The organism is Klebsiella sp. KPN54798, from assembly GCF_021184225.1.
GTDB classification, from domain to species: Bacteria; Pseudomonadota; Gammaproteobacteria; order Enterobacterales; family Enterobacteriaceae; genus Klebsiella; species Klebsiella pneumoniae.
In genome coordinates this window covers 545,889-569,585 of the sequence record NZ_CP089234.1, presented here as the reverse complement: position 1 = coordinate 569,585, position 23,697 = coordinate 545,889, and the positions used below count along the sequence as shown (strand labels likewise).

Sequence of the window (23,697 nt, the reverse complement as noted above, 5' to 3'; positions counted from 1 at the left end):
GCCACCGGGCAATAGCTTTACTGATAAACCGGCAGCAGATTGACGCTCGACAGGATATGTACAACCGCATTGCCGAGGCCAAAGAGCAGGATCAGCACAATCATTGGCGTTCCGCCCCAAACGCGGAACTGTGGGCTGCCGAAGCGTTTGCGTGAGGCGCGAGCCAGCAGCGCCGGTACAATCGCCGCCCAGATCGTCGCCGCCAGGCCAGCATAGCCGATGGCGTAGAGGAAACCATCGGGTTTGACCAGTCCGCCAATCATCGGCGGGATAAAGGTCAGCAGCGCGGTTTTAAAGCGTCCCATCGCGCTATCGTCAAAGCCAAACAGATCCGCCAGGTAGTCGAACAGCCCCAGCGTCACGCCGAGGAACGAACTGGCGACAGCAAAGTTCGAGAACACCACCAGCAGCAGATCCAGACTCCGACTATTCAGCACGCCGCTCAGCGCCTGCACCAGCACATCAATGTTGCCGCCCTTCTGCGCGATGTCGATAAACTGCGGACGCGGGATATTGCCCATCGTCACCAGCAGCCAGACCACGTACAGACCCAGCGCCAGCAGCGTACCGTAGGTTAAGCAGCGGATGATGGTGCGCGGATCTTTTCCGTAGTATTTCATCAGGCTCGGCACGTTGCCGTGATAGCCAAACGAGGCCAGGCAGAACGGGAGCGTCATCAGCAGGTATGGCGCATAGGAGGCATTCTTCTCCGCAACGTTAAATAGCGTCGTCGGCTCGACGTGCCCGAGCAGGCTACCGAAGGTCAGGAAGAAGGTGATCACCTTAGCGCCCAGTACGATAGCCGTCATGCGGCTCACCGCTTTGGTGCTCATCCAGACGATAAACGCCACCAGCAGCGCAAAGCCGAAGCCCGCCGCGCGCGCCGGCACCTTCAGCGACAGTTCACTGAAGGTGTGGTGGAGGATCGAACCGCTCGCCGAAATATAGGCGTAGGTCAGGATATAGAGCACAAAGGCGATTGATACACCGTTCACCAGGTTCCAGCCCCTGCCGAGCAGGTCTTTGGTAATGGTGTCGAAGCTGGAGCCGATGCGGTAGTTAAGATTGGCCTCGAGGATCATCAAACCGGAGTGCAGCATGCAGAACCAGGTGAAGACCAGCGCCGCCAGCGACCAGAAAAACCACGCGCCGGACATCACCACCGGCAGCGAGAACATGCCCGCGCCGATAATCGTGCCGCCGATAATCACCACGCCGCCAAACAGAGACGGACGGGTTGCCGTAGTGGTTAGTGTCGCCATTTACCGAATTCTCCAGTCGAAAATACTTCGCTCACGTTGAGCATGACGCACTGTACCAGTACACGAGTACAAAGGGAATAAAAAAAGCCCCAATCATGACGATCGGGGCTGTATTATTTAGTTTACGCTAGCGGGCGGCGTTGATTACGCATCGCCACCGAAGCGACGGCGACCGGCTGAGTCATCGCGGCGCGGCGCGGATGCATCGTCACGACGCGGCGCACGGCCTTCACGACGTTCGCCGCTGAAACGACGTCCTTCACCACGACCGCCTTCACGACGTTCGCCACCGAAGCCACGGCCGCCTTCACGACGCTCGCCGCCGAAGCCACGGCCGCCTTCGCGACGCTCACCGCCGCCACGACGTTCGGTGCGCGGCTGCGCATCGCCCAGCAGCTGCATGTTCATCGGCTTGTTCAGGATACGGGTACGAGTAAAGTGCTGCAGCACTTCGCCCGGCATCCCTTTCGGCAGCTCAATGGTGGAGTGAGAAGCGAACAGCTTGATGTTACCGATGTAACGGCTGCTGATATCGCCTTCATTGGCGATCGCGCCAACGATATGACGCACTTCAACGCCGTCATCGCGACCCACTTCAATGCGATACAGCTCCATGTCACCCACGTCACGACGCTCACGCTTCGGACGATCTTCGCGATCGCCGCGCGGGCCGCGATCATTACGGTCGCCACGACGGTCGAAACGATCGTCACGATCGCGGAATTCACGACGTGGACGCATCGGCGCGTCCGGCGGAACGATCAGCGAACGTTCGCCCTGAGCCATCTTCAGCAGCGCAGCAGCCAGCGTTTCCACGTCCAGCTCTTCACCTTCCGCCGTCGGCTGGATTTTCGCCAGCAGTGCACGGTACTGATCCAGATCGCTGCTTTCCAGCTGCTGCTGAACTTTCGCGGCGAATTTTTCCAGACGACGCTTGCTCAGCAGCTCCGCGTTAGGCAGTTCCACTTCAGGAATGGTCAGCTTCATGGTGCGTTCGATGTTGCGCAGCAGACGACGCTCGCGGTTCTCAACGAACAGCAGCGCGCGGCCAGCACGACCGGCACGACCAGTACGGCCGATACGGTGAACGTAGGATTCAGAATCCATTGGGATGTCGTAGTTCACCACCAGGCTGATACGCTCAACGTCCAGGCCACGGGCCGCAACGTCAGTCGCAATCAGGATATCCAGACGACCATCTTTCAGGCGTTCCAGAGTCTGCTCACGCAGCGCCTGGTTCATGTCGCCGTTCAGCGCCGCGCTGTTGTAGCCATTACGCTCCAGCGCTTCAGCTACTTCCAGGGTCGCGTTTTTGGTACGGACGAAGATAATCGCCGCATCAAAGTCTTCCGCTTCCAGGAAACGCACCAGCGCTTCGTTTTTACGCATGCCGTAGGCAGTCCAGTAGCTCTGGCTGATATCCGGGCGAGTCGTCACGCTGGACTGAATGCGCACTTCCTGCGGCTCTTTCATAAAGCGACGGGTAATGCGACGGATAGCTTCCGGCATGGTGGCGGAGAACAGCGCGGTCTGATGCCCTTCCGGGATCTGCGCCATAATGGTTTCTACGTCTTCGATAAAGCCCATGCGCAGCATTTCATCTGCTTCATCCAGTACCAGGCCGCTCAGTTTGGAGAGGTCCAGGGTGCCGCGCTTAAGGTGGTCCAGCAGACGACCCGGGGTACCGACGACGATCTGCGGACCCTGACGCAGGGCGCGCAGCTGCACGTCATAACGCTGGCCGCCATACAGGGCAACCACGTTCACGCCGCGCATATGTTTAGAGAATTCCGTCATTGCTTCAGCAACCTGTACCGCCAGCTCGCGGGTCGGCGCCAGCACCAGAATCTGCGGTGCTCTCAGCTCAGGATCGATGTTGTTCAGCAGCGGTAAAGAGAATGCTGCGGTTTTACCGCTACCGGTCTGGGCCATACCCAGAACGTCGCGGCCGTCCAGCAGATGCGGAATGCACTCAGCCTGGATCGGAGATGGTTTTTCGTAACCCAGATCGGTGAGCGCTTCAAGGATAGGAGCCTTCAGGCCCAGATCTGCAAAAGTGGTTTCGAATTCAGCCATGTAGTACGTGTGCCTCAAAATTAATGGCGGCCAGTCTACATAACTCATCGTGAAAATTTACGGTAATTTTCATTGAAAAGTGTGAACCGGCTCAAAGTAGGTGTATTAACGAACAACAACGCCCTCACCCGCGAAGGTGATGGCAAGCAAAAAACTATGGGCTGATGTGTTCGTCAGCTATTGCTGGTCCGATTCTGCCAGGTCATCTTGCTCCTGGCCCAAGAGCGATAATTCCAACAATGCGTATCGGTGCTCAACGTAGTTGTGTACGTTGTTGGCGACCGCCAGTTTGAACAGTGCCGTAGCGCTGTCCTTGTCCCCCAGACTTAGGTAGTACTTACCTAAATAGAAGTTGGTTTCACTGAGATGCTCAGCGAGCGAGGTGTTATCCGTTGCGTCTGCCTTCAGACGAGTCATCAGCTCTTTTTCGCTAATGTCGCCAAGGTAGAACTCGACAATGTTCCATCCCCATTGCTCTTTATCCGACTTGTTTAAGCGCTCTCTGAGTGCTTCAAGCGCCCGCTTCTCGTCGAGTTTACGCTCGGCGATATAAAGCCACAGGCTACGGAAAGGATCATTGGGATCGTCTTGATAAAACGCCAGCAGATCATCTTGCGCTAACTTAGCCCGGCCGCCGTAATACAGGGCGATACCGCGGTTCAAGTGCGCGTAGTTGTAAGTTGGATCAAGCTCAAGTACAGAATCAAACGCTTCATAGGCAGCATCAAAATTGCCTGCCTGCGTTAAGTAAATGCCTAAGTAATTGAATACTTCCGGCATATCGGGTCGGATTGCCAGCGCTTGTGAAAAATCATTTCGCGCAAGTGCCCTCAGACCGAGACTATCATACAACACTCCGCGCTCATATAAAAGCTGTGCGCGTTCGTCATCGGATAAAGCCCGACTGGCAAGAATTTGTTCCATGCGTGCCAGAATCACTTCTTGCTGTAAAGTCGGTTGCAATGGTACTGCGAGGACGGCGTCCTTACGCCAGGCGGTGCTACTGCATCCTGCCAGCGTGAGAGCTGTCGCCACGAAACACCAGCGCAAAAAAGGCTTCATTTCCCACTCCCGAAGACAACGATTGGATGAACGTCCTGTTCCCCGGCTGCAAACGAGGCGTCCTGCCCGTAAAACGCCCTCCGCAAAAGCGGGAGGGCTAACGGCAACCTTACTCGCCCTGCTCGGCAGCCGGAGCTTCCGGCGCTGCGGCAGACGGAGTCTGTTCAGTTGCTTCTTTAATGCTCAGACGGACACGGCCCTGGCGGTCAACTTCCAGAACCTTAACCGGTACTTCCTGACCCATCTGCAGGTAGTCAGTCACTTTCTCAACGCGCTTGTCAGCGATCTGCGAGATGTGAACCAGACCTTCTTTACCGCCGCCGATGGCAACGAATGCGCCAAAGTCAACGATACGGGTCACTTTACCATTGTAGATGCGGCCAACTTCGATCTCAGCGGTGATCTCTTCGATACGACGGATAGCATGCTGCGCTTTGTCGCCGTCGGTCGCTGCGATCTTCACGGTACCGTCATCTTCGATCTCGATGGTAGTACCGGTCTCTTCGGTCAGGGCACGGATAACAGAACCGCCTTTACCGATAACGTCTTTGATCTTGTCCGGGTTGATCTTGATGGTGTGGATACGCGGTGCGAATTCAGAGATATCGCCGCGCGGCGCGTTAATCGCCTGCTCCATCACGCCCAGGATGTGCAGACGCGCACCTTTAGCCTGGTTCAATGCAACCTGCATGATTTCTTTGGTGATACCTTCAATTTTGATATCCATCTGCAGCGCAGAGATACCGTCGCGGGAACCCGCAACTTTGAAGTCCATATCGCCGAGGTGGTCTTCGTCACCGAGGATGTCAGACAGCACGACGAAGTTGTCGCCTTCTTTCACCAGACCCATTGCGATACCCGCCACAGCGGCTTTTACCGGCACGCCGGCGTCCATCAGCGCCAGAGAGGCGCCGCAGACGGAAGCCATGGAAGAGGAACCGTTAGATTCGGTGATTTCCGATACCACGCGCACGGTGTACGGGAATTCTTCAATAGTCGGCATCACGGCCAGTACGCCGCGCTTCGCCAGACGACCGTGACCGATTTCACGACGCTTCGGAGACCCCACCATGCCAGTTTCGCCTACGGAGTACGGAGGGAAGTTGTAGTGGAACAGGAAGGAGTCGGTGCGCTCGCCCATCAGTTCGTCGATGTTCTGCGCATCGCGTGCGGTACCCAGAGTCGCGGTAACCAGCGCCTGCGTTTCGCCACGGGTGAACAGCGCGGAACCGTGAGTACGCGGCAGAACGCCGGTACGAACGTCCAGACCACGGATCATATCTTTTTCACGGCCATCGATACGCGGCTCGCCGGCCAGTACGCGGCTACGAACCACATTTTTCTCGATGGCGTGCAGGATTTCACCCAGCTCGTTAGCGTCCAGGGTTTCATCTTCAGCAACCAGCGTGGCGATGGTTTCAGATTTGATCACGTCAACCTGAGCGTAACGCTCTTGTTTGTCGGTGATACGGTAAGCATCGCTCAGACGGGATTCAGCCAGCGCAGCCACGCGCGCGTTCAGCGCTTCGTTGACCGCTTCCGGCTGCCAGTCCCAACGCGGTTTACCGGCTTCTTTCACCAGGTCGTTGATGTTCTGAATAACAATCTGCTGCTGCTCGTGGCCGAAGACCACCGCGCCCAGCATCTGGTCTTCGCTCAGCAGTTCCGCTTCGGATTCCACCATCAGCACGGCCGCTTCGGTACCGGCAACCACCAGGTCCAGTTTGCTGGACTTCAGTTCTTCCTGGGTTGGGTTCAGTACGTACTGGTCGTTGATGTAACCCACGCGCGCAGCGCCGATTGGGCCATTGAACGGAATACCAGACAGCGACAGCGCAGCGGAAGCACCGATCATCGCGACGATGTCTGGGTTAACCTGCGGGTTAACGGAAACGACGGTAGCGATAACCTGAACTTCGTTAACGAAGCCTTCCGGGAACAGCGGGCGAACCGGGCGGTCAATCAGACGCGCGATCAGGGTTTCGCCTTCGCTTGGACGGCCTTCACGACGGAAGAAACCACCCGGGATTTTACCGGCAGCGTAGGTACGCTCCTGGTAGTTAACGGTCAGCGGGAAAAAGTCCTGGCCTGGCTTCGCTTTTTTCTGACCCACAACGGTAACGAATACCGCAGTGTCATCCATGCTAACCATCACAGCGGCCGTTGCCTGGCGCGCCATCATGCCGGTTTCCAGGGTCACGGTATGCTGGCCGTACTGGAATTTACGAACGATCGGATTAAGCAAAATTCTATCCTTTTTATCTATAAATCACGCCATATCCACGACATAGCGTCTATTGACCCGATCTTCTGCATCCTCGCGACTAATGACAACCTTTACCCGCCCCTGCGGATGAAGCCTCTCATTAGCCGCGCGAACCTCTGCATGAAGATCATTACTAGCAACAATACATGAGTTTTGAATGAATTGCTGCCGCCCGGTCGAAAAAAGGGGCCGTCAGGCCCCTTTTTCTGAAACTCGCAGAATTAGCGACGCAGACCCAGACGCTCAATCAGCGCAGAGTAACGGGCAACATCTTTACGTTTCAGGTAGTCGAGCAGTTTACGACGCTGAGAAACCATGCGCAGCAGACCACGACGGCTGTGGTGATCTTTTTTGTGCTCTGCAAAGTGGCCCTGCAGGTGGTTGATCTGTGCGGTCAGCAGTGCAACCTGAACTTCGGTAGAACCGCTGTCGTTTTCGCCACGACCAAACTCAGAAACGATTTTTGCTTTAGCTTCAACGCTTAGAGACATTTTATAACTCCAAAAATTAAAAGAAAGAAAGGGTGCCGATCTCTAATTCAGCGACCCCTGATGCAACGCCCGAAAATGTTAAAACACGTTAGCGGACGTTAAGCGGCGATATTCTACTCGTAGCAGGCTTTTATCGCAAGAAAAGCGCTTACGCCGGGTATTCCACCACCAGACGACGCGGGGCCACGCGGCCTTCATCGTCAATTTCGCCCATGCCGAGAAACTTGCCGGACTCGCTCTCCATCACCCGCACCAGCCCGTTAAGCGGCGCGCCTGACTGACGTACCGGGTTGCCGTTCTTAAAGTAGACTGCGGAGGTTTCTGGAATATTAACCAGCGGGTAATCCGAGGCCGGGCTGTCCATCGGCATCAGCAGCGGATCAAGCAACTGAGCGGCAGGAATATCCTGCGCCGCCGCCTCATCGACCAGCGCCTGCAGCTGCTCGAGGGTCACCATCCGCTCGACCGGGTATTTGCTTACCGCCAGGCGACGCAGGAAAATCACGTGCGCGCCGCAGCCGAGCTTCTCACCTAAATCATCGATAATCGTCCGGATGTAGGTGCCTTTCGAGCAGTGGATCTCCAGCTCCAGCTCATCGCCTTCGCGGCGAATAAACAGCAGCTCATAGACGGTTATCGGCCGGGCTTCCCGCGGAACTTCAATACCCTGGCGAGCATATTCGTATAGCTTCTTGCCCTGATATTTCAGCGCCGAATACATCGACGGCACCTGCTGCGTCTCGCCGCGGAAGCTGTCCAGCGCCGCCGCCAGCTGTTCGTCGCTAAAAGTCAGCGGGCGCTCTTCCACCACCTGACCGTCGGCATCGGAGGTATCCGTGCGCTGGCCAAGTTTGGCGATCACGCGGTAACGCTTATCGGAGTCCAGCAGATACTGGGAAAACTTGGTCGCTTCGCCAAGGCAGATCGGCAGCATACCGGTCGCCAGCGGATCCAGCGCGCCGGTATGCCCGGCGCGGTTGGCGTTATAAATACGTTTTACTTTTTGCAGCACATCGTTACTGGAGGCGCCCTGAGGCTTGTCCAGCAACAATACGCCATGCACGTCGCGGCCGCGACGACGAGGACGACTCATCAGTCCTCCTTGCTGTCGTCCGGGTTCACACGACGCTCATCGTCGTGTTTCACCACGCTGGTGACAAGGTTGGACATACGCATCCCTTCCACCAGTGAGTTGTCGTAGAAGAAAGTCAGTTCCGGTACGATGCGCAGACGCATCGCTTTCCCCAGCAGAGAGCGGATAAAGCCAGAAGCTTCCTGCAGCGCTTTGATGCCCGCTTTCACCGCGGCTTCATCTTTGTCGTTAAGGAAGGTGACATACACCTTGGCATAGGCCAGGTCACGGGACATTTCCACACCGGAAACGGTGGTCATCATGCCCAGACGCGGATCTTTAATTTCACGCTGCAGGATGATGGCAATCTCTTTTTGCATCTCCTGGGCCACACGCTGCGGGCGACCAAATTCTTTCGCCATAATAAGTTCTCCAGAATAAAGACAAAAAAGGGGCCAAAAGCCCCTTTTTAAAATGATTGCCGGGTGGCGCTTCGCTTCCCCGGCTGCTTAGCCATCAAATGATTAATCGATGCTACGCTGGATTTCGATGATTTCGAACACTTCGATCATATCGCCAACGCGAACGTCGTTGTAGTTCTTCACGCCGATACCACATTCCATGCCGTTACGGACTTCGTTAACGTCATCTTTGAAGCGGCGCAGGGATTCCAGCTCGCCTTCATAGATAACCACGTTGTCACGCAGAACGCGGATTGGGTTGTGACGTTTGATCGTCCCTTCGGTAACCATACAGCCCGCGATGGCGCCGAATTTCGGCGATTTGAAGACATCACGCACTTCAGCCAGACCGATGATCTGCTGTTTCAGTTCCGGAGACAGCATGCCGCTCATCGCCGCTTTCACTTCGTCGATCAGGTTATAGATGACGGAGTAGTAACGCAGATCCAGGCTTTCCGCTTCGATAACTTTACGCGCAGAGGCATCGGCACGAACGTTGAAGCCAACCAGAATCGCGTTGGATGCTGCTGCCAGGGTAGCGTCGGTTTCGGTGATACCACCTACGCCGGAACCGATGATCTTCACTTTCACTTCGTCGGTAGACAGTTTCAGTAAGGAATCGGAAATCGCTTCGACAGAACCCTGTACGTCCGCTTTCAGTACGATGTTCACTTCGTGAACTTCGCCTTCGGTCATGTTAGCGAACATGTTTTCCAGTTTAGATTTCTGCTGACGCGCCAGCTTAACTTCACGGAATTTGCCCTGACGATACAGCGCCACTTCACGCGCTTTTTTCTCGTCACGCACTACGGTCACTTCATCACCGGCAGCCGGCACACCGGACAGGCCGAGGATTTCCACCGGAATGGACGGACCCGCTTCCAGCACTTCGCGACCCAGTTCGTCACGCATCGCGCGCACACGGCCATATTCGAAGCCGCACAGAACAATGTCGCCCTTGTGCAGAGTACCTTCGCGAACCAGAACGGTAGCTACCGGACCACGACCTTTATCAAGGAAGGATTCGATGACCGCGCCGCTCGCCATACCGTTGCGGACCGCTTTCAGCTCAAGAACTTCAGCCTGCAGCAGGATCGCGTCCAGCAGGTCGTCGATGCCGGTACCCGCTTTCGCGGAAACGTGGACGAACTGGCTCTCGCCGCCCCACTCTTCCGGCAGGATGCCGTACTGGGACAGTTCGTTCTTCACGCGATCCGGATCGGCTTCTGGCTTATCGATCTTGTTCACCGCCACTACCACCGGTACCTGCGCCGCTTTAGCGTGCTGGATAGCTTCGATAGTCTGCGGCATCACGCCGTCGTCTGCCGCCACCACCAGAACCACGATATCCGTCGCCTGCGCGCCACGAGCACGCATGGAGGTAAACGCGGCGTGGCCCGGGGTATCCAGGAAGGTGATCATGCCGTTGTCGGTTTCGACGTGGTAAGCACCGATGTGCTGGGTAATACCACCCGCTTCGCCGGAGGCAACCTTGGTAGAACGAATGTAGTCCAGCAGCGAGGTTTTACCGTGGTCAACGTGACCCATAATGGTCACGACCGGTGCGCGCGGTTCAGCCGCCGCGCCGGTGTCACGGTCGCTCATTACGGCTTCTTCCAGTTCGTTTTCACGACGCAGGATAACTTTGTGGCCCATCTCTTCGGCAACCAGCTGTGCGGTTTCCTGGTCGATGACCTGGTTGATGGTCGCCATGGCGCCCAGCTTCATCATCGCTTTGATGACCTGAGAACCTTTCACCGCCATCTTGTTAGCCAGTTCGCCAACGGTGATGGTTTCGCCGATTACGACGTCACGGTTAACGGCCTGCGCTGGCTTCTGGAAGCCCTGCTGCAGAGCGGAACCTTTACGGTGCTTACCGCCTTTACCGCCGCGCACGGCCGCGCGGGCTTCTTCACGATCAGCTTTCGATTCAGCGTGTTTGTTGCCTTTCTTCGCCGGACGAGCCGCTTTGCTGCTACGGCTACGGCCGCGACCGCCTTCGACTTCACGATCGTTATCATCTTCAGCCTGACGAGCATGCTGTGATGTGGTGACGTGATAGTCGCTGCTATCTTCCGGGCTGTCTGAGGTTTCAGACCAATTTTTTTCGTTTTCTTCAGCCATACGGCGTGCTTCTTCCGCTACACGGCGCGCTTCTTCTTCAAGTTTGCGGCGTGCTTCTTCTTCCGATTTGCGCTTCAATTCCGCGGCTTCGTTCTCGCGACGGATCTTTTCAGCCTGGGCGGTTTTGGTCATTTCGTCGGTATGTTGATTGCTCACTTTGTCTTTTTCCGCAGCTTCACGTTTCGCTTTATCAGCGACTTCACGTTTAGCTTGTTCTGCGGCCTCACGTTCAGCTTTTAATTGCGCCTCGCGTTTCGCTGCTTCTTCAGCTTCACGACGGGCCTGCTCTTCCGCTTCACGCTGCGCCTGCTCTTCCGCGGCCAGGCGTTCAGCCTCTTGCGGATCGCGTTTCACAAAGGTGCGTTTCTTGCGGACTTCGATTTGTACCGATTTACTCTTTCCACCGGTACCTGGAATATTTAACGTACTGCGCGTCTTACGCTGTAACGTCAGCTTGTCTGGCGCCGAGCCGTGTTCACGGTTCAGGTGCGTCAACAAAGTTTGTTTCTCTTGCGAGGTCACAGAATCATCAGCCGATTTGCGGATGCCTGCGTCAGCAAATTGCTGTATCAGGCGATCCACAGAGGTCTGAATCTCTGAGGCCAGCGCTTTAATAGTCACATCTGTCATGCTGTTCCTTCCTGCTACAGTTTATTACGCTTCGTCGCCGAACCAACAAATGTTGCGAGCGGCCATGATGAGCTCGCCAGCTTTCTCGTCGGTCATCCCTTCGATATCAGCCAGGTCATCAACGCCCTGCTCGGCGAGATCTTCCAGCGTACAAACACCACGGGCAGCCAGTTTGAATGCCAGGGCACGATCCAGACCTTCGAGATTCAACAGATCATCGGCAGGTTTGTTATCTCCCAGGCTTTCTTCCTGAGCCAGCGCCAGCGTAGTCAGTGCGTTTTTCGCACGCTCACGAAGTGCTTCAACGGTGGCTTCATCCAGACCGTCGATTTCCAGCAGTTCTTTCATCGGCACATAGGCCAGCTCTTCCAGCGAGGAGAATCCTTCTTCAACCAGCACTGTCGCGAAATCTTCATCAATATCAAGATATTTGGTGAAGGTATCGATAGCGGCATGCGCTTCCGCCTGGTGCTTAGCCTGCAGATCGTCAACGGTCATGACGTTGAGTTCCCAGCCGCTGAGCTGTGAAGCCAGGCGGACGTTCTGACCGTTACGGCCGATCGCCTGCGCCAGGTTGCCCGCTTCTACCGCGATATCCATGGTGTGTTTATCTTCATCCACCACGATGGACGCGACGTCTGCCGGCGCCATAGCGTTAATCACGAACTGCGCCGGGTTATCATCCCACAGGACGATATCGATGCGTTCACCACCCAGCTCAGTCGACACGGCCTGCACACGCGCACCGCGCATACCGACGCAAGCGCCAACCGGGTCGATGCGCTTGTCGTTGGTTTTCACCGCGATTTTGGCACGAGAGCCCGGATCGCGAGCCGCCGCTTTGATCTCCAGCACTTCTTCACCGATTTCCGGCACTTCGATGCGGAACAGTTCGATCAGCATCTCAGGTTTGGAACGGGTGACGAACAGCTGGGCGCCACGCGCTTCCGGACGGACAGCATACAGTACGCCGCGAATGCGGTCGCCCGGACGGAAGTTTTCACGCGGCAGCATATCTTCACGCAGGATCACGGCTTCAGCGTTGTTACCCAGATCCAGTGTGATATTGTCGCGGTTCACTTTTTTCACCACGCCGGTGATGATCTCACCTTCGTGCTCGCGGAACTGATCAACCACCATCGCGCGCTCGGCTTCGCGGACTTTCTGCACGATAACCTGCTTAGCGGTCTGGGTGGTGATACGGTCGAAGGTAACAGATTCGATCTGATCTTCGACATAGTCGCCGACGTTCATGCTTTCATCTTCGAAACGCGCTGCTTCCAGCGTGATCTCGCGCGTTGGCTGGGTGACTTCTTCTACAACCAGCCAACGACGGAAGGTATCGAAATCGCCGCTCTTGCGGTCGATTTCAACGCGAACGTCGATCTCTTGTTCGTATTTTTTCTTGGTGGCCGTTGCCAGCGCGCTTTCCAGCGCTTCGAAAATTTTCTCACGCGGCAGCGCTTTTTCGTTGGAAACGGCTTCAACAACAGCCAAAATTTCTTTGTTCATCGGGGCCTTTCACCTCAATCCAGACTGTTAAAAGTGGGGAACCAGGTTCGCCTTCTGGATGTTACTCAGCGCGAACACTTCATCTTTGCCTTCGACGGTTACCGTGATCATCTCACCGTCTACCGCTTTGATAATGCCCTGCCATTTGCGGCGGTTCTGAACCGCCATGCGCAGCACCAGCGCAACTTCTTCGCCGGTGAAACGTTGATAGTGTTCGGCGGTGAACATCGGACGGTCAAGACCAGGCGAAGAGACTTCCAGGTTGTAAGCGACAGTGATCGGGTCTTCGACATCCATGACGGCGCTTACCTGGTGGCTCACATCAGCACAATCATCAACGTTGATGCCATCTTCACTATCAATATAGATGCGCAGTGTGGATGTGCGACCGCGAATAAATTCGATGCCGACCAGCTCAAAGCCAAGCGCTTCAACCGGCGCAGTGAGCATCTCTGTCAATTTTTGCTCTAATGTGGACAAACCCACCCCCAAGACATAAAAAAAGGGCGTATAGCCCAGTTATTCTGAAGTCAGATAACAAAAAACCCCGATAAATCGGGGCTTTAGATAACTGAACCCTGAGATCGCCATGGCGATCTGGAACACCTTCCGCAAGAATTCTTTCAAATTCGGCTACGAAGGACACCTAGTCCTCACAGTATATTTGAAAAAGTACTTAATGGGAAAGTGGTTGCGGGGGCCGGATTTGAACCGACGACCTTCGGGTTATGAGCCCGACGAGCTACCAGGCTGCTCCACCCCGCGCCTGAAACGTGGCATATTTTACTCTTTTTGAGCAAAAGACGCAAATACTGCTGGGATTTGGTACCGAAGACGGGACATAAAATCGAGATGAATTGTAACGGCGATTAGTATATTTTGTCAACATGCTTTTTAGCGTCCCCGATTGCCGTTTGTGCTGGTATTTCAGGCTTTTTTAGCAAAAAGATGATGAAGCACTTCCTGTCGCCAGTAAAAGATGGTTAAATGAATACTCACAATTAATGCATAAAAATGCAGTTAAGGTTGTTGGGTCGAACTCACCACAGTCTATCGAGCAGGGTTTTATTTTATGACGACGATTCTCAAGCATCTCCCGGTTGGTCAACGTATTGGTATCGCTTTCTCTGGTGGACTGGATACCAGCGCCGCGCTGTTATGGATGCGCAAAAAAGGCGCCGTGCCTTATGCATATACCGCTAACCTGGGTCAACCGGACGAAGACGACTACGATGCTATCCCGCGCCGCGCGAAAGAGTACGGCGCTGAAGGCGCCCGTCTGATCGACTGCCGCAAACAGCTGGTCGCAGAAGGGATCGCCGCGATTCAGTGTGGCGCTTTCCATAACACCACCGGTGGGTTGACCTACTTCAACACCACGCCGCTAGGCCGCGCGGTCACCGGCACCATGCTGGTGGCAGCGATGAAAGAAGACGGCGTTAACATTTGGGGCGATGGCAGCACCTATAAAGGCAACGATATCGAACGTTTCTATCGTTACGGCCTGCTGACCAACGCTGAACTGCAGATTTACAAACCGTGGCTGGACAGCGACTTTATCAATGAGCTCGGCGGTCGTCACGAAATGTCCGAATTTATGATCGCCTGCGGCTTTGATTACAAGATGTCGGTCGAGAAAGCCTACTCCACCGACTCCAATATGCTCGGCGCGACCCATGAAGCGAAAGATCTCGAATTCCTGAACTCCAGCGTCAAGATCGTCAACCCGATTATGGGCGTGAAGTTCTGGGACGAAAACGTGAAGATCCCTGCGGAAGAGGTCACCGTACGCTTTGAGCAGGGCCATCCGGTGGCGCTGAATGGTAAAACCTTTGCCGATGACGTCGAGATGATGCTGGAAGCCAACCGCATCGGCGGTCGTCACGGCCTGGGCATGAGCGACCAGATTGAAAACCGGATTATCGAAGCGAAAAGCCGCGGCATTTATGAAGCTCCGGGGATGGCGCTGCTGCATATTGCCTACGAGCGTTTGCTGACCGGTATCCATAACGAAGATACGATTGAGCAATATCACGCCCACGGTCGCCAGTTGGGCCGCCTGCTGTATCAGGGCCGCTGGTTTGATTCCCAGGCGCTGATGCTGCGTGATTCGCTGCAGCGCTGGGTCGCCAGCCAGATCACCGGCGAAGTCACCCTCGAACTGCGTCGCGGTAACGACTACTCGATCCTTAATACGGTATCAGACAACCTGACCTATAAAGCGGAGCGTCTGACCATGGAAAAAGGCGATTCCATGTTTACTGCCGAAGACCGTATCGGCCAGCTGACCATGCGTAATCTGGACATCACCGATACCCGCGAGAAGCTGTTCGGCTATGCCCAGTCTGGCCTGCTGAGCGCCTCCTCGGCAACCGGTTTACCGCAGGTTGAAAATCTGGAAAACAAAGGCAAATAATCGCCTGACAATGTTGCTTTCCGCCGGCGGATCACCGCCGGCTTTTTATTTTGAATGACCCACCAACGTAAAAAAATGCCATGACGCATTTTTTCCTTATCGCCAGACCAGCAAAACTGTTGACTATAATAGCCTCAATTGATTAATTCATATCTGGTGATACACATCATGAATATTAAACCGCCGATCAGGCCGCAAAAGACCATTGACCGACTGATCGATGTACTTGAGCCACACGCGACCCCCGTTAACGCGATCGCCAGAAAAAGACTGACATGGGAATATAAAGGCAAAACCCAGCTCTTTATTTTTAAAAAAGGCGAGCTGTCGATTATTCGTAATTCCGACAGGCTACTGATGGTGACCGTCTATGAGCCGCATCTTTTCGGCGTGGCGGAAATGCTGCAGCCCAGCCGCAGCCACAGCCTGCGAGCCGAGGTATCATGCGAACTGCTACGGATCGACCATGACCTGGCTTCGGCGCTTTTTCGCCAGCATAACCTATGGGAAGAGGTGACCAGCCTGTTGGCTTATCATACCTCGTATATGGTGTATCGTGACGATCTGGTCCTGCAGCAGCGTACCTATTCGGTCATCCGTAACCATCTGCTGGAGATGATGCTATTAAGCGAAGAGACCCGACAGCGGGTATCTATTCTTGAGTATATTCAGGACAGGACCCTTCTGTCGCGTAGCAGTATTCTCAATGTATTGTCAGCATTAAAGAAAGGCGGTTATATTGCCTTTGCCCGCGGCGGTTATTTACAAAATATCGTCTCACTTCCTGAAAAATTCTGACCCGCACTCCTCCTATCATTTATTGTTCTTTGCTGCAGCGGGGAAGATGTTTAAATTTAAATCAATAACCGTTACCGCTAAAAGAACAAAAATTTTATGCTAAGCACCTGGGTTTCCCGGAAGACAATCTATTCCTGAGTTCGCCAGCAGACGACCACAAACGGCGTTAACCGCCGGGCCTGCACCGGCTCAGGATATGCCAGCGGAAATCGGCCAGACGTGTGCGGCGGTAGCGAGAGTTGCCCCCTCGCCTGCTGCGACCATAACAATGAGATGCACGAACCCGTTAATTATGCCCGAACGCCCATATCGGGCTTTTTTTTATCTGAAGGAATTTAATAATGAAGTCTATTGCTGCAAAAATGGTTGCCGTAACGATCGCTTTGGGAGCCAGCAGCGCTGCCTGCGCAGCCGTTAACCTGCATGGAGAAGCTGGCGCCGAGTTTACCAATCTGTCCGCCAGCTTTGGCGCCGGGGAACCGGGTATGACGTTCAGTTCTCAGTGGGCTCATAGCGACAACGACGGAGATAGTGTAGGACTGGGAATGGGTTATAACTTTAACCTTGGCCCTTTTCTGATGACCCTGGGCGGTAAGGCGGTCTATCTGAACCCAAAAGATGGTGATGAAGGTTACGCCATCGCCGCCGGTGGTGGCGCTGAACTCCCCCTTGGTCAGTATTTCACGCTTTTCGGCGAGGGCTATTACTCACCGGACTCAATGTCCAGCGGCGTTGAGGATTATGTGGAGGCCAATGCCGGGGTACGCCTTAACGTGCTCCCGTCTCTGAATATCGAAGCTGGCTATCGCTATATTGATATGGCAGGGAAAGATGGCAATCGCGATAACACGCTGGCCGACGGCGCTTACGCCGGGGTTAACTTCCGCTTTTAACTCTTCACAGGGATTGCCGGTCGGCAGTCCCTGTTTCATCCTCAGCTGGTCAGCGGCACGCTTTTCAGTACGCGGTTGATCTCTTGTAGGCCCGCAACATTATTCTCTTTGCGGTAAACCTCATTCATGGACGCCATCTGCTCCAGGCGGGTCAGGGCGCCATACACTTTATACGCCTCGCTGTGTCTGTCGAACACATCGCGGCGCTCCACGTCCTGCAGATAATGACTTTTCAACGAATGGTTAAGGCGACTAATCAGTGCCGTATTGTCCTGGAAATAGCGCCTCACTGCCTGGGCATGATTCGCTGTAGTCCCAGGCTCACTGGGCGATACCGGTACGGTTAGCGCATTAATCGTCTCCACCGTTTGGGAGGGCGATGTTGAACTGCACCCAGCTAAACCGAGCACGCCGGCGACGATAAGCAACCCGATCTTGTTCATTGTGTCACTTCACCTCTGTTAATTTGACGAGGCGACTTTAACGACAGTAAAAGGAGGCAACCAGCGAAGAGATGTTTATAAATAAATGGCCAGCGGGGACAAAAACAAAAAAAGACGCTTTTCAGCGTCTTTTTTCTGGAATATTGGTACCGAGGATGGGACTCGAACCCACAAGCCCGTTAGGGCACTACCACCTCAAGGTAGCGTGTCTACCAATTCCACCACCTCGGTACAGAATACTTAGTGCGGGATATCGCTGGTCGGCTGAGCCGGCGCAGTTGGCTGAGTTTGCTCCGTTTTCGGCGCGCTCAGATTATCCCACTCACTTCCTTTACTGGTCTTGTTGCTGTTGATATTACCCAGCGCCAGACTGATGATGAAGAACAGCGCAGCCAGGATGCCGGTCATACGGGTCATAAAGTTACCAGAACCGCTGGACCCAAACAGTGTGCCGGAAGCGCCTGCACCGAAGGAGGCTCCCATATCAGCGCCTTTACCTTGCTGCAGCATAACCAGACCTACAAGGCCAATCGCTACAATAAGGAAAACAACCAAAAGAGCTTCGTACATAATCAACCTGTTCCTTGCGGATTCGCCGCATACCAAGTGCTTCGACCAATAAAGCGGGACGTTTTAACGTTTCCCACTGAAGCGGGTGTGAATACTAACCAAAGCGAATGACCTTCGCAAGGGCAATTTCGACACATTGTATCAACTGCAGAAAAAAACAGCAAAAAGCCAATTTTCGATCATAAAAAAGGCGGCAAGCGCCGCCTTTTTAACCACTTAGCCGGCAAAGCTAAACGCTTTTTACCGCCTCAGCGATGCGGTGCGCAAACTCGTGCACCTGATCTTCATGCTCGCCTTCCACCATCACGCGGATCAGCGGCTCCGTACCCGATTTACGCAGCAGGACACGGCCGCGTTTTCCTAACGCCGCCTCCACTTCCGCGGTCACCGCTTTGACGTGCTCATTATCCAGCGGGTTACCGCTGCCCTCGGTAAAGCGGACATTCACCAGCAGCTGAGGGAACATTTTCATCCCGCTGCACAGGTCATGCAGGCTCATGTGGTTGCGGACCATCGCCGCGACCACCTGCAGGCTGGCGACAATGCCATCGCCGGTGGTGGTTTTATCCAGCAGGATCACATGGCCGGAGTTTTCCGCACCGATGCGCCAGCCTTTTTCCTGGAGCATCTCCAGTACATAGCGGTCACCGACCTTCGCGCGGGCAAACGGGATGCCTAACTGCTTGAGCGCCAGCTCCAGCCCCATATTACTCATCAGCGTGCCGACGGCGCCGCCGCGCAGCTGCCCCTGACGCAATCCTTCCCGGGCTATGATATAGAGGATCTGGTCGCCATCGACTTTATTGCCTTCGTGGTCAACCATAATCACCCGATCGCCATCGCCGTCGTAGGCAATGCCCAGATCGGCTTTTTCCGCCAGCACGCGCGCCTGCAGCGCCCGCACGTCAGTGGCGCCGACCTCTTCGTTGATGTTGAGACCGTCTGGCTCGCAGCCCATCGCAATAACCTGGGCTCCCAGCTCGCGGAAGACATTAGGGGCGATGTGATAGGTCGCGCCGTGCGCGCAATCCACCACCACTTTCAGCGTTCCCAGGCTCAGTTCGTTGGGAAAGGTACCCTTACAAAATTCAATGTAGCGCCCCGCCGCATCGACGATACGGCTGGCTTTGCCCAGCTCAGCCGAATCCACGCAGGTGAGTTCTTTCTCCATTTCGGCTTCAATCGCCTCTTCGACATCATCCGGCAGTTTGGTGCCTTCAATGGAGAAGAATTTAATGCCGTTGTCGTAGAAAGGGTTATGTGAAGCAGAGATAACAATCCCCGCCTCGGCGCGGAAGGCGCGCGTCAGGTAGGCGATGGCCGGTGTCGGCATAGGCCCGGTGAACGACGCAGAGAGCCCCGCTGCCGCCAGTCCAGCTTCCAGCGCCGATTCCAGCATATAGCCCGAAATACGGGTATCCTTGCCGATGATAATTTTACGCGAACCGTGACGCGCTAACACTTTGCCCGCCGCCCAGCCCAGCTTGAGCACAAACTCCGGAGTGATCGGCGCATCGCCGACGCGGCCACGAATACCATCGGTGCCAAAATACTTGCGGTTACTCATAACGTTTTTTTCCCTTAGCGGCGAGGGTGGCTTCCACCACGCGCAGCGCTTCTACCGTTTCTTTGACATCATGGACGCGGATAATCTGCGCGCCCTGCATTGCTGCAATGACGGCACACGCCAGGCTGCCGTTCAGCCGCTCCGACGGCCCGACGTTCAGCAACTGACCTACCATCGACTTACGTGACATACCGACCAGCAGCGGCAGACCAAAGTGATGAAACTCCCCAAGCCTGGCCAACAGTTGGTAATTGTGGGAGAGATTTTTACCGAAACCGAATCCCGGGTCGAGCAGCAATTTTTCTTTTGCGATCCCCGCCTGTTCGCAGCGCACAATGTGCTCATTAAAAAAACGCTCAACATCGGCGAAGACGTCCTCATACTTCGGCGCCTCCTGCATGGTTTTTGGTTGTCCCTGCATATGCATCAGACACACCGGCAGTCCGGTTTCCGCGGCGGCCTGCAGCGCGCCGGGCTCGGTCAGCGAACGAATATCGTTGATGATATGCGCCCCGGCCCTGGCCGATTGGCGAATAACCTCCGCCTTGGAGGTATCCACTGAGATCCATACCTCAAAGCGCTGGGCAATGGCTTCAACCACCGGTATCACCCGCGCAAGCTCCTCTTCCACACTAACCTCAGCCGCCCCTGGCCGCGTCGATTCACCGCCGATATCAATGATGGTCGCGCCGGCGTTGATCATCAGATTGGCATGCTTCACCGCCTCAATCAGCGAATTATGGGCGCCGCCATCGGAGAAGGAGTCAGGCGTCACATTTAGAATACCCATCACGTGGGGGTGAGAGAGATCGAGGGTTGAGCCCTGGGCTACAAGTTTCATCACAAAATCCCTGAGACTGAAGAGGTTAAAAAAGAAAAACCCCGGAGCGGACGCCCGGGGTTTTAAGGTTAAACAAGCATCAACAGCGGTAGCTTACTTGTCGCCCAGCTGCTCTGACATGGTGTTGCCCGGGTTCGGCGTACGCGGTTCATCAACCGGACGCGGCGCACGAGGCGTGCCATTGTTGTCAGAGTTGTTAGAAGAACCAGGTTCTTCCCAACCCGCTGGCGGACGAACTTCGCGACGAGCCATCAGGTCGTCAATCTGCGGCGCATCGATGGTCTCATACTTCATGAGCGCATCTTTCATCGCGTGCAGAATGTCCATGTTGTCGTTCAGCAGCTGGCGAGCACGACCGTAGTTACGCTCAATCAGCGATTTAACTTCCTGGTCGATGATACGCGCGGTTTCATCGGACATATGCTTCGCTTTCGCGACGCTACGGCCGAGGAAGACTTCACCCTCTTCTTCCGCATACAGCAGCGGACCGAGTTTGTCGGAGAAGCCCCACTGGGTCACCATGTTACGCGCCAGGTTCGTCGCCACTTTAATATCGTTGGACGCACCAGTAGAAACATGTTCCGGACCGTAGATAATCTCTTCCGCCAGACGACCGCCGTACAGGGTGGAGATCTGGCTTTCCAGTTTCTGACGGCTGGCGCTGATTGCATCGCCTTCCGGCAGGAAGAAGGTCACACCCAGCGCACGACCGCGCGGGATAATCGTCACTTTGTGCACCGGATCGTGCTCCGGCACCAGGCGACCAATAATCGCGTGGCCCGCTTCATGATAAGCAGTAGACTCTTTCTGCGCTTCCGTCATCACCATGGAGCGACGTTCCGCACCCATCATGATTTTGTCTTTCGCTTTCTCGAACTCAACCATCGACACAACGCGTTTGTTACCGCGGGCAGCAAACAGCGCCGCTTCGTTGACCAGGTTGGCCAGATCCGCACCGGAGAAGCCCGGGGTACCGCGCGCAATGATTGCCGCATCGATATCCGGCGCCAGCGGAACGCGACGCATATGCACTTTCAGGATCTGCTCACGACCGCGAACATCCGGCAGGCCAACCACCACCTGGCGGTCAAAACGGCCCGGACGCAACAGCGCGGGGTCAAGAACGTCCGGACGGTTAGTCGCCGCGATAACGATGATACCTTCGTTACCTTCGAAGCCGTCCATCTCAACCAGCATCTGGTTCAGGGTCTGCTCACGTTCATCGTGACCACCGCCCAGGCCTGCGCCACGCTGGCGGCCGACGGCGTCGATTTCATCGATGAAGATGATGCAAGGCGCGGCTTTCTTAGCCTGTTCGAACATGTCACGCACACGAGAAGCGCCCACACCGACGAACATTTCGACGAAGTCAGAACCGGAAATGGTAAAGAACGGTACCTTCGCTTCACCAGCGATCGCTTTCGCCAGCAGCGTTTTACCGGTACCCGGAGGGCCGACCATCAGGACGCCTTTCGGGATTTTACCGCCCAGTTTCTGGAAGCGGCTCGGCTCACGCAGGTATTCTACCAGCTCGCCGACTTCCTCTTTCGCTTCGTCACACCCGGCAACGTCTGCAAAAGTGGTTTTGATCTGGTCTTCCGTCAACATACGGGCTTTGCTTTTGCCGAAGGACATCGCGCCCTTCCCGCCGCCGCCCTGCATTTGCCGCATAAAGAAGATCCAGACGCCGATCAGCAGCAGCATTGGGAACCAGGAGATGAAGATGGAAGCCAGCAGGCTCGGCTCTTCTGGTGGTTCGCCAACAACTTTGACGTTTTTAGTCAACAGGTTATCGAGCAGCTTCGGATCGTTAACCGGAATGTAAGTCGTGTAACGGTTACTATCTTTCTTGGTAACGTTGATCTCACGTCCGTTGATACGCGCTTCGCGAACCTGGTCCTGATTGACCTCTTGCAGGAAGGTAGAATAATCCACCTTGCGGCCATTCGACTCGCTGGGCCCAAAGCTCTGGAATACTGACATCAGCACAACGGCAATGACCAGCCAGAGTATTAGGTTTTTCGCCATGTCACTCAAGGGATTAACCTCTTATTACAACTGTGTTAAAAACAGCGTCAGGATACTCTATATCCAGTTTCTTTCAAACTTTCGTTTGAAATCTGCCGGTTATGGTTTACGCCCGGTCGCTACAATATACACTTCACGCGAACGAGCGCGGGAAGAGTCCGGCTTACGAACTTTGACCTTCGTAAACAGGGAGCGAATTTCTCGAAGATACTCATCGAAGCCTTCGCCCTGGAACACCTTCACTACAAAACTACCACCTGGCGCTAATACATCACGAGACATTTCAAGCGCCAGTTCTACCAGATACATAGCCCGGGGAATATCCACCGCCGGTGTTCCGCACATATTCGGCGCCATATCGGACATGACAACTTGGACTTTACTGTCGCCCACTCGCTCAAGTAACGCTTTCAGGACTAATTCATCACGAAAATCGCCCTGAAGGAAGTCCACACCAACGATTGGATCCATTGGTAAAAGATCGCAAGCGATGATGCGGCCGCTGTTGCCGATCTGCGTGACCGCATACTGCGACCAGCCACCGGGAGCAGCACCGAGGTCGACTACCGTCATCCCCGGCTTAAAAATTTTGTCACTTTGCTGTATTTCATCAAGTTTAAACCAGGCACGGGAACGTAACCCCTTTTTCTGTGCCTGTTGAACATATTTATCGCTAAAGTGTTCCTGAAGCCAGCGGCTTGAGCTGGCAGAACGCTTTTTACCTGTCATTTAACATTCCCGTTCGGGTTCATCGTACTCTACTGCGTAAAAATCGACGCGGTAGTTTGGCGATATATGGGAGATGGCGGTAGAATGACCCGTTTTCAATCCCAACGTAAGCAAAAAAATACGATGAATCTGAGTACTAAACAAAAACAGCACCTGAAAGGTCTAGCACATCCGCTCAAGCCGGTAGTTATGCTTGGCAACAATGGTTTGACCGAAGGGGTACTGGCCGAGATCGAACAAGCGTTAGGGCACCATGAACTCATCAAGGTGAAGATCGCCTCAGAAGATCGCGAAACAAAAGCCTTGATCGTGGAAGCCATCGTACGCGAAACCGGCGCCTGTAACGTACAGGTCATCGGTAAAACGCTGGTTCTGTACCGCCCAACACCAGAGCGTAAAATCTCGCTGCCACGCTAAGAATATCCTGAATCTCGACACAACTTTGTGTAAAACGAG

General features: G+C 54.9%; 21 protein-coding genes and 2 tRNA genes. 4 read left to right on the top strand and 19 right to left on the bottom strand.

The window, feature by feature from the left end; all coding sequences use genetic code 11:
- Positions 1-17: 17 nt before the first annotated feature.
- The 12 genes from mtr to LPQ25_RS02725 form a co-directional block, all read right to left on the bottom strand.
- Positions 18-1,262 (bottom strand): tryptophan permease, encoded by a 1,245-nt coding sequence (gene mtr / locus LPQ25_RS02780; protein ID WP_014906873.1) that lies wholly within the window; start codon positions 1,260-1,262, stop codon positions 18-20.
- A gap of 144 nt (positions 1,263-1,406) precedes the next feature.
- Positions 1,407-3,338, bottom strand: coding sequence for an ATP-dependent RNA helicase DeaD (gene deaD, locus LPQ25_RS02775; RefSeq protein ID WP_004150943.1), 1,932 nt, complete (start codon positions 3,336-3,338; stop codon positions 1,407-1,409).
- Positions 3,331-3,411 (bottom strand): protein YrbN, encoded by an 81-nt coding sequence (gene yrbN / locus LPQ25_RS02770; RefSeq protein WP_085903200.1) that lies wholly within the window; start codon positions 3,409-3,411, stop codon positions 3,331-3,333. The genes deaD and yrbN overlap by 8 nt, the downstream gene beginning before the upstream one ends.
- 104 nt (positions 3,412-3,515) lie before the next feature.
- The gene (nlpI, locus tag LPQ25_RS02765; RefSeq protein WP_002918241.1) at positions 3,516-4,400 is read right to left on the bottom strand and encodes a lipoprotein NlpI; all 885 of its coding nucleotides are present in this window, start codon (positions 4,398-4,400) and stop codon (positions 3,516-3,518) included.
- Positions 4,401-4,509: 109 nt separating this feature from the next.
- Complete coding sequence (gene pnp / locus LPQ25_RS02760; protein WP_004150944.1) at positions 4,510-6,645, bottom strand: polyribonucleotide nucleotidyltransferase; 2,136 nt, start codon at positions 6,643-6,645, stop codon at positions 4,510-4,512.
- Between the two features lie 242 nt (positions 6,646-6,887).
- The gene (gene rpsO, locus LPQ25_RS02755) at positions 6,888-7,157 is read right to left on the bottom strand and encodes a 30S ribosomal protein S15 (protein WP_002918244.1); all 270 of its coding nucleotides are present in this window, start codon (positions 7,155-7,157) and stop codon (positions 6,888-6,890) included.
- Positions 7,158-7,305: 148 nt separating this feature from the next.
- Positions 7,306-8,250 (bottom strand): tRNA pseudouridine(55) synthase TruB, encoded by a 945-nt coding sequence (gene truB / locus LPQ25_RS02750; RefSeq protein WP_004144892.1) that lies wholly within the window; start codon positions 8,248-8,250, stop codon positions 7,306-7,308.
- The gene (gene rbfA, locus LPQ25_RS02745) at positions 8,250-8,651 is read right to left on the bottom strand and encodes a 30S ribosome-binding factor RbfA (RefSeq protein WP_002918248.1); all 402 of its coding nucleotides are present in this window, start codon (positions 8,649-8,651) and stop codon (positions 8,250-8,252) included. Before rbfA ends, truB begins: the two co-directional genes overlap by 1 nt.
- Positions 8,652-8,753: 102 nt before the next feature.
- Positions 8,754-11,444, bottom strand: coding sequence for a translation initiation factor IF-2 (gene infB, locus LPQ25_RS02740; protein ID WP_002918250.1), 2,691 nt, complete (start codon positions 11,442-11,444; stop codon positions 8,754-8,756).
- Between the two features lie 24 nt (positions 11,445-11,468).
- Complete coding sequence (gene nusA / locus LPQ25_RS02735) at positions 11,469-12,956, bottom strand: transcription termination factor NusA (protein WP_002918252.1); 1,488 nt, start codon at positions 12,954-12,956, stop codon at positions 11,469-11,471.
- A gap of 27 nt (positions 12,957-12,983) precedes the next feature.
- On the bottom strand, positions 12,984-13,436 hold the full coding sequence (gene rimP / locus LPQ25_RS02730; RefSeq protein ID WP_002918364.1) for a ribosome maturation factor RimP: 453 nt from the start codon (positions 13,434-13,436) through the stop codon (positions 12,984-12,986).
- Positions 13,437-13,644: 208 nt separating this feature from the next.
- Positions 13,645-13,721, bottom strand: a tRNA-Met gene (locus LPQ25_RS02725).
- A 307-nt stretch (positions 13,722-14,028) separates the two neighbouring features.
- Between LPQ25_RS02725 and argG the strand changes: the two genes are divergently transcribed.
- The 3 genes from argG to LPQ25_RS02710 all read left to right on the top strand — a co-directional run bounded on the left by argG (position 14,029) and on the right by LPQ25_RS02710 (position 17,063).
- A complete protein-coding gene (argG, locus tag LPQ25_RS02720; RefSeq protein ID WP_004144895.1) occupies positions 14,029-15,372 on the top strand; it encodes an argininosuccinate synthase in 1,344 nt (447 codons plus the stop codon).
- A gap of 168 nt (positions 15,373-15,540) precedes the next feature.
- Positions 15,541-16,170, top strand: coding sequence for a winged helix-turn-helix transcriptional regulator (locus LPQ25_RS02715; protein WP_004174150.1), 630 nt, complete (start codon positions 15,541-15,543; stop codon positions 16,168-16,170).
- A gap of 341 nt (positions 16,171-16,511) precedes the next feature.
- Positions 16,512-17,063, top strand: a complete 552-nt coding sequence (locus LPQ25_RS02710) for a YfaZ family outer membrane protein (RefSeq protein ID WP_002918367.1) — start codon at positions 16,512-16,514, stop codon at positions 17,061-17,063.
- Between the two features lie 41 nt (positions 17,064-17,104).
- Here LPQ25_RS02710 and LPQ25_RS02705 read toward each other — a convergent pair whose 3' ends face one another.
- From LPQ25_RS02705 to rlmE, 7 genes are all read right to left on the bottom strand, one after another.
- Complete coding sequence (locus LPQ25_RS02705; protein ID WP_014906872.1) at positions 17,105-17,353, bottom strand: hypothetical protein; 249 nt, start codon at positions 17,351-17,353, stop codon at positions 17,105-17,107.
- 297 nt (positions 17,354-17,650) lie between these two features.
- A tRNA-Leu gene (locus LPQ25_RS02700) sits at positions 17,651-17,737 on the bottom strand.
- Between the two features lie 9 nt (positions 17,738-17,746).
- Positions 17,747-18,076: a preprotein translocase subunit SecG gene (secG, locus tag LPQ25_RS02695; protein ID WP_002918369.1), complete on the bottom strand. Its 330-nt coding sequence runs from the start codon at positions 18,074-18,076 to the stop codon at positions 17,747-17,749.
- Positions 18,077-18,305: 229 nt separating this feature from the next.
- Positions 18,306-19,643, bottom strand: coding sequence for a phosphoglucosamine mutase (gene glmM / locus LPQ25_RS02690; RefSeq protein ID WP_015875190.1), 1,338 nt, complete (start codon positions 19,641-19,643; stop codon positions 18,306-18,308).
- Positions 19,636-20,484, bottom strand: a complete 849-nt coding sequence (folP, locus tag LPQ25_RS02685; protein ID WP_002918371.1) for a dihydropteroate synthase — start codon at positions 20,482-20,484, stop codon at positions 19,636-19,638. The genes glmM and folP overlap by 8 nt, the downstream gene beginning before the upstream one ends.
- Positions 20,485-20,577: 93 nt before the next feature.
- Positions 20,578-22,512 carry an ATP-dependent zinc metalloprotease FtsH gene (ftsH, locus tag LPQ25_RS02680; protein ID WP_002918372.1) on the bottom strand — a complete coding sequence of 645 codons (1,935 nt, stop codon included), beginning with the start codon at positions 22,510-22,512 and terminating at the stop codon, positions 20,578-20,580.
- A 99-nt stretch (positions 22,513-22,611) separates the two neighbouring features.
- On the bottom strand, positions 22,612-23,241 hold the full coding sequence (rlmE, locus tag LPQ25_RS02675; protein ID WP_002918373.1) for a 23S rRNA (uridine(2552)-2'-O)-methyltransferase RlmE: 630 nt from the start codon (positions 23,239-23,241) through the stop codon (positions 22,612-22,614).
- 123 nt (positions 23,242-23,364) lie between these two features.
- Between rlmE and yhbY the strand changes: the two genes are divergently transcribed.
- Positions 23,365-23,658 carry a ribosome assembly RNA-binding protein YhbY gene (gene yhbY, locus LPQ25_RS02670; protein ID WP_002918374.1) on the top strand — a complete coding sequence of 98 codons (294 nt, stop codon included), beginning with the start codon at positions 23,365-23,367 and terminating at the stop codon, positions 23,656-23,658.
- Positions 23,659-23,697 lie beyond the last annotated feature (39 nt).